The following is an 11,666-nucleotide window of genomic DNA, read 5'->3' as shown; positions in this document are numbered from 1 at the left end:
GCCGGACCACACCATGCCGGTCCACCCGGGCCGGATCTTGTGCGGGAATCCCCCCTTCCGGCCGGAAGATCTTCGGTACTCCGCTCTTTGTGAGCGACCGCTTCTGCGCACTTGTGCGGCTTGAGGACCAAGCGAGGACTTGTCCACATATCCGGGCATGAGTCATGTCACGCGCGTGTGACCTTCGCACTATGGACTCGTCCGGGGCGTGGTCCGTCGGGTAAGAAGGTTCCTTACACCCCTCATCCGGGGCTCAGGGCGCGTGTGCGGCGCGCCCGTCGCGTATACGCCCGTACGCAACCACGGCGGCAGGGCATACGCGGTGCCCGCCCACGCCTCAACCAGGAGTGGTCACCCTCAAACCTTGAAGACTTAAGGGGTAAAACAAAGTGGCAGCGGAGATCGTCAATCCTCGCAGCGACAGCAGTACGGATCAGGAGGGAGGGGCCGAGCCCCTCGATTCCTTCGACCCGGCATTCGCGCTGCACCGTGGCGGCAAGATGGCCGTGCAGGCCACCGTGCCGATCCGCGACAAGGACGACCTGTCCCTGGCGTACACGCCCGGCGTGGCGAAAGTGTGCAGCGCCATCGCCGAGCAGCCGGAACTCGTCCACGACTACACGTGGAAGTCGTCCGTCGTCGCCGTCGTGACCGACGGCACGGCCGTGCTCGGACTCGGTGACATCGGTCCGGAGGCCTCGCTCCCCGTCATGGAGGGCAAGGCCATCCTCTTCAAGCAGTTCGGCGGCGTCGACGCCGTGCCGATCGCCCTCGACTGCACGGGCGTCGACGAGATCGTCGAGACCGTGGTCCGGCTCGCCCCGTCCTTCGGCGGCGTGAACCTGGAGGACATCTCGGCACCCCGGTGCTTCGAGATCGAGCGCAAGCTCCAGGAGCGCCTGGACATCCCGGTCTTCCACGACGACCAGCACGGCACCGCCGTCGTCACCCTCGCCGCCCTGCGCAACGCGGCACGGCTGACCGGGCGCTCGCTCGGTGAGCTGCGCGCGGTGATCTCGGGCGCCGGTGCGGCCGGGATCGCCATCGCCAAGTTCCTGCTGGAGGCGGGGCTCGGCGATGTCGCCGTCGCGGACCGCAAGGGCATCGTGTCGCGGGACCGGGACGACCTCACCCCGGTCAAGCGGGAGCTCGCCGAGATCACCAACAAGGCCGGCATCTCCGGTTCGCTGGAGTCGGCGCTCGCGGGCGCCGACGTCTTCATCGGCGTCTCCGGCGGCACGGTCCCGGAGCCGGCGGTGGCCTCGATGGCGGAGGGCGCGTTCGTCTTCGCCATGGCCAACCCGGACCCCGAGGTCCACCCGGAGGTCGCGCACAAGTACGCGGCCGTCGTGGCGACCGGCCGGTCCGACTTCCCGAACCAGATCAACAACGTGCTCGCCTTCCCCGGCATCTTCGCCGGTGCGCTCCAGGTCCGGGCCTCCCGGATCACGGAGACGATGAAGATCGCGGCGGCCGAGGCGCTGGCCGCGGTGGTCGGGGACGACCTCGCCGCGGACTACGTGATCCCCTCGCCGTTCGACGAGCGGGTGGCTCCTGCGGTGACCGCCGCGGTTGCCGCTGCCGCTCGGGCGGAGGGGGTGGCTCGGCGCTGAGGTGCCGGTGCCTGTGTCTGTGCCTGTGGCCCCGTCGGGATGCGTCCCGGCGGGGCCGCGTGTTTTCCGCCGGGGTTTCGGCGGCGCCCTATTTTTTACCTGCCAGGTGGTCCGGTCGGGTGTTTTTCGCCCCCTCCGCCCCTACCCGTCCCGTCCCCGGGGGCTGCGCCCCCGGACCCCCCTTCGCGCTCCGCGCTCGTCCTCGAACGCCGGACGGGCTGACTTTGCCCCCCCCTGGGTCGTGGGGCGCGCCCGTGCTCGAACCCCGGATGCGCTGAATGCCCCCCTGGGGGGGCGCGGGGTGCGCTCGTGCTCGAAGGTTGGATGGGCCGGCCTGGCCCCAGGCCCCTGGCCCTTCCGGTTTGTGACGGGACGCGTGTCACAGAGTGGTGTGGTTCCTTCGGGGAGGGGCGGAGCCTATCGTCATGGTCATGTTCGCTGCCTACGCCGCCCGAATCGACCGTGACCAGCCGCTGAACGGCCTGGAGTTGGGGGAGCGCCCGGCCCCCGAGCAGAGGCCCGGCTGGACGACCGTGAACGTCAGGGCCGCCTCCCTCAACCACCACGACCTGTGGTCCCTGCGTGGAGTCGGCCTGTCCGACGACAAGCTGCCGATGATCCTCGGCTGTGACGCCGCGGGCGTCGACCAGGACGGCAACGAAGTCGTCCTGCACTCCGTGATCGGCCAGAGCGGCCACGGCGTGGGACCGGACGAACCGCGCTCGATCCTCACCGAGCGCTACCAGGGCACCTTCGCCGAACAGGTGTCCGTCCCGACATGGAACGTGCTGCCCAAGCCCAAGGAGCTCTCCTTCGAGGAGGCCGCCTGCCTGCCGACCGCCTGGCTGACGGCGTACCGCATGCTCTTCACCAACGCGGGCGTACGGCCCGGTGACTCCGTCCTCGTGCAGGGCGCCGGCGGCGGTGTCGCCACCGCCGCGATCGTGCTCGGCAAGGCAGCCGGGCTGCGTGTCTTCGCCACCAGCCGCGACGAGGCCAAGCGCAAGCGTGCCGTCGAGCTCGGTGCCGTGGAGGCCCTTGAGTCCGGTGCGCGGCTGCCGCAGCGGGTGGACGCCGTGATCGAGACCGTCGGCGCCGCCACCTGGTCCCACTCGGTCAAGTCCCTGCGTCCCGGCGGCACCGTGGTCATCTCCGGTGCCACCAGCGGGGACCGCCCCTCCCACGCGGAGCTGACCCGGATCTTCTTCCTGGAACTCAAGGTCGTCGGCTCCACGATGGGCACCAAGGACGAGCTGGAGGACCTGCTGTCCTTCTGCGCCGCGACCGGTGTGCGGCCCGTGATCGACGACGTCCTCCCGCTCGACCGCGCCCGCGAGGGCTTCGCGCGGATGGAGTCGGGCGACCAGTTCGGCAAGATCGTGCTCACCACGGGCTGACGCCCCCTCCGCTCCACCCCACGGCGGGTCCGGACTCTCCGGGCCCGCCGTCGGCATGTCCGCCTTCGTTCCACCGCGCCTGTCATGTCAACCATGGTTGACAGGGCTCGTGTGTCAACGTACGTTGACATCATGACCGAAGCGACGGATCTCGCCGAGCGTGCGGGTGACCGTGATCCGCGGATCGGCCTGCGGGCCGTCTCCGCCCTGCGAAGGCTGCTGGAGCAGTTGGAGGCCGTCCAGGTGCGCAGTGCGCGCAACCAGGGCTGGTCGTGGCAGGAGATCGCGGCCGAACTCGGCGTGAGCAGACAGGCCGTGCACAAGAAGTACGGGAGGCAGTGATGTTCGAGCGATTCACCAAGGACGCCCGCGCCGTGGTCACGGGTGCCGTCGAGCACTGTGAACAGGCGGGGGAGAAGCGGGTCGAGGAGGCGCACATGCTGCTCGCCCTGCTCGACCGGAAGGGCAGCCGCGGGTCGTTCGCCCTGACCTCGCTCGGGCTGGCCGACCGCCGGGACGCGGTGGCCCGGGACCTCGCCGAGGCCCGCCGCCGCGGAGGGTTCACCCGCGCCGACGCCGACGCCCTCTCCGGGCTCGGTATCGACCTCACCGAGATCGTCTCCCGCGTCGAGGAGGCGCACGGCTCCGGCGCCCTGGCCGCCGGTGGCGGTGGCCTCCGGGGCCGGTGGCCGGGCCGGCCCTCCTTCACCCGGGGGGCCAAGGACCTGCTCACCGAGTCCCTCCGGGTCGCCCTCGCCCACCGGGAACGGCACATCGGCGACGAGCACCTGCTCCTCGCCCTCACGGCCCGCCCCGGCGTCCCCGCCGAGGTCCTGGCCGACCACGGGGTGACGTACGACGGCGTGCGACGCGTCCTCTGGGGCGGGGGAGCGGCGAAGGCGGGGTGACGGCCCCCACGGCCCGACCCCTGGCCGTCGGGTGTGGCCCCAGGGGTCTGGGCCGCCTGGGCACCTACGGCGGGTCCGGGTCGTCGGGTGACATACGGCGGGCCTCAGCTGCCGGGAGACGTACGGCGGCCCGGGTTGCCGGATGGCCGCCCGCCCATGAGCCGGGCTGACGGGAACAATTCGCGGCTCCGTGACGCGGGGTGGCGTCGCGTCCGGTCTGGATCGCCGGTCGACATCGCGCCGACCCGGGCCCCCGGGCGACCCCGAGGGCCCACCCCGCGCCCTACTGCCCGCCGGGCCGGCCCGCTCAGGGCTTCGGGGCGCGCAGGGTCGCTCCGATGTGTGCCGCCGCCGTCGACAAGTGGTGGCGGGCGTCGCGCAGTTGGGCCTCGGTCACGCCGTGGTCGCGGGCCGCGTCGCGGATGTCGTCGCGGAAGCGGTCCAGGAGACGGTCGAGGTCGCGGGCCGGGTCGCCGGTGGAGTCCTCGTGCGCCCAGGAGGGCTCGTATCCGGCGGGGAAGTCCTCGCGCGTGACCGTGTACTCGGGCTCCGGTCCGGGCGGGGTCGCCGGTCCAGGGCGGCCGAAGCCGAAGTCCTTGCCGAGTCCCTTGCCGAAGTCCTTGCCGAAGTCGCCGAACTCCTTGGCCAGTTCGCTGAGGCCCTCGCGCACCCCGGTCGGCCAGTCGCCGCGGGCGAAGTGGTCCTGCACCTGCTCCTGGACCCGCTTGGCCATGCGCTGCATCTCCTCCTGGGCCTGAGCGCGCACCTTCTCCTGCGCCTCCTTGGCCTGCCGCCGGGCCCGCTGGGCCTCGTCGCGGGCGCGCCGGCTCTCGTCCTTGGCGCGCCGGGCCTGCTCCTTCCACTCCTGCTTGACCCGCCGCATCTCCTCCTTCGCGAGCCGCCACGACTCCTTGTCGCCGAAGTCGCCGGAACCGGCGGCGGTTCCGAAGCCGCCCGCGTGCCCCTGCCGCTCGCCGGCCGCGGAGTCCCCCGGGGACCCGCGCCGGGCCTCCCGGGCCGCCGCCCGCATCTCGCGCCGCAGATCGCCCGCGGCGCCCCGCACGTCGGCCCGGATCTCGGCGGCGAGCTCGGCGACCGACTCGCGGATCTCCAGCTCCAGGTCGGCCAGCTCACCGCTGCGGTCGGCCAGTTCGGCGCGGCCCGCGTCCGTGATGGCGTACACCTTGCGGCCGCCCTCGGTGGTGTGGGTGACCAGTCCCTCGGCCTCCAGCTTGGCGAGGCGGGGGTAGACGGTGCCGGCCGAGGGGGCGTACAGCCCCTGGAAGCGCTCCTCCAGGAGGCGGATCACCTCGTACCCGTGGCGGGGGGCCTCGTCCAGCAGCTTGAGCAGATAGAGCCGCAGGCGGCCGTGGGCGAAGACGGGAGGCATCTCAGAGCACCTTCTTGTCGGTCGGTCCGTCGGTCGGCGGCTCGTCCTCCGCGGGTGGCCGCCGCAGCAGGGCGATGGAGCCGGAGGTGGTCGTCGCCTTCAGCCTGCCGTTGCCCGCGCCCAGCCGGCCGGTGATGGTCTTGGCGCCCCAGTGCCCGCTGACCCGCAGGTCCTCGAAGGCACTGGAGACCGTGCCGCTCGCGGTGTTGGCCTCCACCTCGGCGTCCGCCGGATGCGGCAGCCGGACGGCGATCTCACCCGACACGTTCGTCAGCTGGACGTCGGTCGCGCTGGCCGTGGCGTCGAGGTCCACGATCATCGAGCCGCTCACGGACTCGGCCCGCACGCAGGAACCGGAGCCCTCGACGACGGTCAGGTCGCCCGAGACGGAGTTGAAGCGCAGGTCGCCGGTGACCGCCTGGGCCTCCAGATTCCCCGAGACGGTGCTCACGCGGACCGGGCCCGCTATTCCGACCAGGGTCGTGTCGCCCGAGACGCCCTTGACCTCCACCCGGCCGTCCGTGCCGGACACCACGGCGGCGGCGCCCACGACGCCCACCTCGATCCGGGTCCCCGCCGGGACGGCCAGCGAGACGACCGCGCTGCGGCGCCAGCCCATCGGGTCGAGCCACTTGAGGAAGCCCTTCCAGGGGAGGTCCTCATAGGCGACGGTCAGGGTGCCGCCCGTCTGCTTCACGACCAGGGGAGGGCCCTCCAGCTCGGAGACCTCCAGCCGGGCGGAACCCTCGTCGGTGCCCACGACGTTCACCGTTCCGTTGACGATGCGCACGTGGAGCGTCGTCACGGGGTCGTCGAACGTCAGTTTCCCGGGCTCTGCGACGGACCACTCGGACATGATGCGACCTCCTCGGCCGGATGGGACGCGACACGCCATATCGCGTCTTCCACGGAACACGATATATCGCGGGTCCGGAAAGTCAAGACACTCGTTTCCGTGAACGTGACGCAGGGTCACCATGGCCATCGGGGGCAACAAAAGGGGCACTTCGGGCGCGGGTCGACCTACCGTAGAAGCATGCCGACCACCCCCGACGTGCCCGCGGCCTCGCCCGCCGGCGCCGTCCTGCTCTGCCGGGCGGACCCCGACACCGTGGCCCCCGCCGCCCGGCTGCTGCGGGAGCGGATGGAGCTCATCGGGGCCGGCGGCGAGTGGAGCGCCCTCGTGCCCGCGGGCACGCCCTGGGCCGATGGCACCGAACCGGTCGACCGGGTCCTGACCGGCTGGGCGGCGGCCCTCGCCGTGAGCGCTCCCTGGCCGGTGCTCGCCCTGTGGTGGGACGCCGACCGCAGCGGCTACAGCCTGGCCTCGGGATTCCGCCGCCCCGTGAGCTACGAATGGCTCACGAACGGCACCCCGGTGGCCCAGGACGAGGCGATGCGCACCTTCGCCGCTCGCCTCGGCCTCGACCCCGTCCTCGACATGGAGGCACTGGAGCGGCTGACCCGGCCCGACGCGGCGGCCGACGCCCGGGCCCGCCTGCGCGGTCTGCTCGCCGTCCTCATGCGCGCGGGCGTGACCCTGCCGGACGGCCTGGCCCCCGGCCTCCCGGCCGGCCGCCTGTGCGAGAACGCCCGCGCCCTGCCCGGCGCCCGCACGATCACCTGGTCCGACGGCCACGAGGACGCCGGGACGGTGCCTGAAGGCGTCCGTCCGGAAGTCGGCGTAGAAACTGGGGCCGCCGAAGACGTTCGCCTGGAGCCCGGGGCCGTCGAGGACGCCCATGCGGAGCCCGCGTTCCGGGCCGTCCGGGCCGGTCACCTCGGACACCGGCCCGCACCGGGCGGCCACCGGCCGCCGGTGCGGGCACTGGCGGCCGTGCAGCTCGCCGTGGGGCTGGCCGTCGGCGCCTACGGAGTCCGGTGCCGCAGCGGCGGCTGGATCGCCTCCGGGGCCCTGCTGCTGACCCACGGCGTCCTCGGCCTCGCGTACGACCGCCTCCGCGACCGCGGCTGACGCCCCGCCGTCCCCTCGGCTGACCCCGGCCGCCGGGTCACCGGCCGGGTTCACCGGTCGATCAGCTCCTGCCGTGGCTCCCGCGGCGGTCCGGCCCCGCGCCGGGCCGCCGCGGCCAGCAGGACGGTGCCGCCGCAGCCGAGGGCGAGCCGTACGGCGGCGGTCCCCGTCCGTGCCGGGGGCCGTCCTACTCCTCGTCGTCCTCGTCGTCCAGCCGCGCCAGCCAGGTCGCGAGCCGCTCGACCGGCACCTCGAAGTCCGGGTTGAGGTCGACGAACGTGCGCAGCTGCTCGGCGAGCCACTCGAAGGTGACCTCCTCCTCGCCGCGCCGCTTCTCCAGTTCCTCGATGCCACGGTCGGTGAAGTACACGGATGCTCTCCTGGGGCTGGGCCGGCGCTGACCGGCCGGGGGTCGTACCCCTCCAGGTTAGGCGGCACCCGCACGCCTCCCCGTACCGCCTCCGGCTCCCCCCCCCCGACGACGAAGCCGGCCCCGCCGCCCGGTGGGGCGGCGGGGCCGGCTCGTGCTCGCTCGGCGGTGCTCAGAGGCTCAGGCCTCGAACACCTCACGCACCAGCTGCTCCTGCTCGGCCTGGTGGCGCTTGGCCGAACCCACCGCCGGGGAGGACGAGTGCGGACGCGAGATGCGCCGCAGCCGCTCGCCGTGCGGGACGTCCGCGCCGACCGCCAGGTCCAGGTGGTCGATCAGGTTGAGGGCGATGAAGGGCCACGCGCCCTGGTTCGCCGGCTCCTCCTGGGCCCACAGGTACTTCTCGGCGTTCGGGTACTTGGCGATCTCCGCCTGGAGCTCGGCACCCGGCAGCGGGTACAGGCGCTCGATGCGGATGATGGCCGTGTCCGTGACACCGCGCTTGGTGCGCTCCGCCTCCAGGTCGTAGTAGACCTTGCCGGCGCAGAACACCACCTTGCGGACCGCGGCCGGGTCGGCCGACGCGTCGCCGATGACCGGGCGGAACTGGCCCGTCGTGAACTCCTCCGCCTTCGACGCGGCCGCCTTCAGGCGCAGCATCGACTTCGGGGTGAAGACCACCAGCGGCTTGTGGTGCGGGTTGTGCACCTGCCACCGCAGGAGGTGGAAGTAGTTCGACGGCAGGGTCGGCATCGCGACCGTCATGTTGTTCTGCGCGCACAGCTGGAGGAAGCGCTCCGGGCGGGCGGACGAGTGGTCCGGGCCCTGGCCCTCGTAGCCGTGCGGCAGCAGCAGCGTGACGCCGGACGTCTGGCCCCACTTCTGCTCCGCCGAGGAGATGAACTCGTCCACGACCGTCTGGGCGCCGTTGACGAAGTCGCCGAACTGGGCCTCCCACATGACCAGGGACTCCGGCCTCGCGAGCGAGTAGCCGTACTCGAAGCCCATCGCCGCGTACTCGCTGAGGAGCGAGTCGTAGACGTTGTAACGGGCCTGGTCCTCGGACAGGTACAGCAGCGGGGTGTAGTCCTCGCCGGTCTCCCGGTCGATGAGGACCGCGTGGCGCTGGCCGAACGTGCCGCGGCGGGAGTCCTGGCCCGAGAGGCGCACCGGGGTGCCCTCCAGGAGCAGGGAGCCGATGGCGAGCGTCTCGCCCATGCCCCAGTCGATCGTGCCGTCCTCGACCATCGCCGCGCGGCGCTGCAGCTGGGGCAGCAGGCGCGGGTGGACGGTGACCCGGTCGGGGATGTTGACCTGGGACTCGGCGATCCGCTTGACGACCTCCGCGGAGACCGCGGTGTTCACGGCGACCGGGAACTGGGCCTGCGGGTCGGAGACGGGCGCCTCACCCGGCTGCGAGGTGGCCTCGCGGACCTCGGTGAAGACCTTCTCCAGCTGGCCCTGGTAGTCCTGCAGCGCCTGCTCGGCCTCTTCCAGGGTGATGTCGCCGCGACCGATCAGGGACTCGGTGTAGAGCTTGCGCACCGAGCGCTTCTTGTCGATCAGGTCGTACATCAGCGGCTGGGTGAACGCCGGGTTGTCCGACTCGTTGTGACCGCGGCGGCGGTAGCAGATGAGGTCGATGACGACGTCCTTGTTGAACGCCTGGCGGAACTCGAAGGCCAGGCGAGCGACGCGGACGACGGCCTCGGGGTCGTCGCCGTTCACGTGGAAGATCGGCGCCTCGATCATGCGGGCCACGTCGGTGGCGTACATCGAGGAGCGCGAGGACTCCGGGGCGGCGGTGAAGCCGACCTGGTTGTTGATGACGACGTGCACCGTGCCGCCGGTGCGGTAGCCGCGCAGCTGGGACATGTTCAGCGTCTCGGCCACGACGCCCTGGCCGGCGAAGGCCGCGTCACCGTGCAGGGCGACCGGCAGGACCGTGAAGTCCGTGCCGCCCTTGTTGATGATGTCCTGCTTGGCGCGGGCGATGCCCTCCAGGATCGGGTCGACCGCCTCCAGGTGCGAGGGGTTGGCCGCCAGCGAGACCTTGATCTGCTCGCCGTCCAGGCCGGTGAAGGTCCCCTCGGCGCCCAGGTGGTACTTCACGTCGCCGGAGCCGTGCATCGACTTCGGGTCGAGGTTGCCCTCGAACTCGCGGAAGATCTGCGCGTACGACTTGCCGACGATGTTCGCGAGGACGTTCAGGCGGCCGCGGTGGGCCATGCCGATGACGACCTCGTCCAGGCGCGACTCGGCGGCCGAGTCCAGCACCGCGTCGAGCAGCGGGATGACGGACTCGCCGCCCTCCAGGGAGAAGCGCTTCTGGCCGACGTACTTCGTCTGCAGGAAGGTCTCGAACGCCTCTGCGGCGTTCAGCCGGCGCAGGATGCGCAGCTGCTCCTCGCGCTCCGGCTTGGTGTGCGAGCGCTCGATGCGGTCCTGGATCCACTTGCGCTGCTTCGGGTCCTGGATGTGCATGAACTCGACGCCGGTGGTGCGGCAGTACGAGTCGCGCAGGACGCCGAGGATGTCGCGGAGCTTCATCAGGGACTTGCCCGCGAAGCCGCCGACGGCGAACTCGCGCTCCAGGTCCCAGAGGGTGAGCCCGTGCTCGGTGATGTCCAGGTCGGGGTGCTTGCGCTGGCGGTACTCCAGCGGGTCGGTGTCGGCCATGACGTGGCCGCGGACCCGGTAGGAGTGGATCAGCTCGAAGACCCGCGCGGCCTTGGTGACGTCGTCGTCGTGCGAGGCGTCGATGTCCTTGAGCCAGCGGACCGGCTCGTAGGGGATGCGCAGCGCCTCGAAGATCTCGTCGAAGAAGCCGTTCTCGCCGAGCAGCAGGTTCGCGACGATCCGCAGGAACTCGCCGGACGCGGCGCCCTGGATGACCCGGTGGTCGTAGGTCGACGTGAGCGTCATGACCTTCGAGATGCCGAGCTTGTTCAGGGTGTCCTGGGAGGTGCCCTGGAACTCCGCCGGGTAGTCCATCGAGCCGACGCCCATGATGACCGACTGTCCGGGCATCAGGCGCGGGACGGAGTGGACGGTGCCGAGGCCGCCGGGGTTGGTCAGCGAGACGGTGACCCCGGAGAAGTCGTCCATCGTCAGCTTGCCGTCACGGGCGCGGCGGACGATGTCCTCGTAGGCCTGCCAGAACTCGAAGAAGTTCAGCGTCTCGGCCTTCTTGATGCCCGCGACGACCAGCTGGCGGTCGCCGTTGGGCTTCACCAGGTCGATGGCGAGGCCGAAGTTGACGTGCGGCGGCTTGACGAGGGTGGGCTTCCCGTCCTTCTCCGCGTAGTGCCAGTTCATCGACGGCATGGCCTTGATGGCCTGCACCATCGCGTACCCGATGAGGTGGGTGAAGGAGATCTTCCCGCCTCGGGCGCGCTTCAGGTGGTTGTTGATGACGATGCGGTTGTCGAAGAGCAGCTTCACCGGCACGGCGCGCACGGACGTGGCCGTGGGCAGCTCGAGCGAGGCGTTCATGTTCTTCGCGACGGCACCGGCGGGACCGCGCAGGGTCACGTACTCGGGGCCCTCGGGGGCCTCGCCCGCGGGCTCGGCGGCCTTCGGCTTCGCGGCGGCCGGAGCGGCCTTGGCGGGAGCCGGGGCGGCGGCAGCGGGCTTCGGCGCCGCCGGAGCGGCTGCCGGAGCGGCCGGAGCCTGCGCCGGGGCGGCCTGGGCCGGAGCCGCGGGAGCCGCTGGCGCGGTCTTCGCCGGAGCGGCGGGTGCGGCCGGAGCCGGAGCCGGAGCCGGGGCGCTGGTGCCTGCGGCCCCCGTGGCCGCAGTACCCGCCGCAGCCGTGGCGGTCGCGCCGCCCGGCTTGTAATCGGCGAAGAAGTCCCACCAGGCTCGGTCTACCGAGTTCGGGTCCTGGAGGTACTGCTGATAGATCTCGTCGACGAGCCACTCATTGGGACCGAAGGCCGCGGCGGGGTTCTTCCCGGCTTGGTCGTCGGTCGAGATGCTCGAGTTACTGGGGGACTGTGGCGACACGGCGGCAA

9 protein-coding genes are annotated in these 11,666 nt (G+C 71.9%); 5 read left to right on the top strand and 4 right to left on the bottom strand.

From position 1 onward, the window contains the following. The first annotated feature begins 389 nt into the window (after positions 1 to 389). From ACZ4VA_RS29030 to ACZ4VA_RS29015, 4 genes are all read left to right on the top strand, one after another. Positions 390 to 1,613: an NAD(P)-dependent malic enzyme gene (locus ACZ4VA_RS29030; RefSeq protein ID WP_355788304.1), complete on the top strand. Its 1,224-nt coding sequence runs from the start codon at positions 390 to 392 to the stop codon at positions 1,611 to 1,613. Between the two features lie 431 nt (positions 1,614 to 2,044). Beyond that, positions 2,045 to 3,010 (top strand): zinc-binding dehydrogenase, encoded by a 966-nt coding sequence (locus tag ACZ4VA_RS29025; protein WP_355788302.1) that lies wholly within the window; start codon positions 2,045 to 2,047, stop codon positions 3,008 to 3,010. Between the two features lie 132 nt (positions 3,011 to 3,142). Then, positions 3,143 to 3,352, top strand: coding sequence for a helix-turn-helix domain-containing protein (locus ACZ4VA_RS29020; RefSeq protein ID WP_010984411.1), 210 nt, complete (start codon positions 3,143 to 3,145; stop codon positions 3,350 to 3,352). Beyond that, on the top strand, positions 3,352 to 3,918 hold the full coding sequence (locus ACZ4VA_RS29015; protein WP_356168606.1) for a Clp protease N-terminal domain-containing protein: 567 nt from the start codon (positions 3,352 to 3,354) through the stop codon (positions 3,916 to 3,918). Before ACZ4VA_RS29020 ends, ACZ4VA_RS29015 begins: the two co-directional genes overlap by 1 nt. A 307-nt stretch (positions 3,919 to 4,225) precedes the next feature. Here the strand turns inward: ACZ4VA_RS29015 and ACZ4VA_RS29010 are convergent, their stop codons facing one another. Together ACZ4VA_RS29010 and ACZ4VA_RS29005 are read right to left on the bottom strand one after the other, a co-directional pair. Next, positions 4,226 to 5,308, bottom strand: a complete 1,083-nt coding sequence (locus ACZ4VA_RS29010; protein ID WP_355786281.1) for a helix-turn-helix transcriptional regulator — start codon at positions 5,306 to 5,308, stop codon at positions 4,226 to 4,228. Position 5,309: 1 nt separating this feature from the next. Continuing rightward, complete coding sequence (locus ACZ4VA_RS29005) at positions 5,310 to 6,164, bottom strand: DUF4097 family beta strand repeat-containing protein (RefSeq protein WP_355786278.1); 855 nt, start codon at positions 6,162 to 6,164, stop codon at positions 5,310 to 5,312. A gap of 180 nt (positions 6,165 to 6,344) precedes the next feature. Here ACZ4VA_RS29005 and ACZ4VA_RS29000 point away from each other — a divergent pair, with 180 nt between their 5' ends. Then, positions 6,345 to 7,283, top strand: a complete 939-nt coding sequence (locus tag ACZ4VA_RS29000) for a hypothetical protein (protein ID WP_356168610.1) — start codon at positions 6,345 to 6,347, stop codon at positions 7,281 to 7,283. A gap of 187 nt (positions 7,284 to 7,470) precedes the next feature. Here ACZ4VA_RS29000 and ACZ4VA_RS28995 read toward each other — a convergent pair whose 3' ends face one another. Together ACZ4VA_RS28995 and ACZ4VA_RS28990 are read right to left on the bottom strand one after the other, a co-directional pair. After that, positions 7,471 to 7,653: a DUF6104 family protein gene (locus ACZ4VA_RS28995; RefSeq protein ID WP_005312030.1), complete on the bottom strand. Its 183-nt coding sequence runs from the start codon at positions 7,651 to 7,653 to the stop codon at positions 7,471 to 7,473. 180 nt (positions 7,654 to 7,833) lie between these two features. Next, entirely contained in the window at positions 7,834 to 11,658 is a 3,825-nt protein-coding gene (locus tag ACZ4VA_RS28990; protein WP_356168614.1) for a multifunctional oxoglutarate decarboxylase/oxoglutarate dehydrogenase thiamine pyrophosphate-binding subunit/dihydrolipoyllysine-residue succinyltransferase subunit, read from the bottom strand. Positions 11,659 to 11,666 lie beyond the last annotated feature (8 nt).

Source organism: Streptomyces sp. NPDC028308, from assembly GCF_055565855.1.
This window is presented reverse-complemented; position numbering and strand designations above follow the sequence as displayed.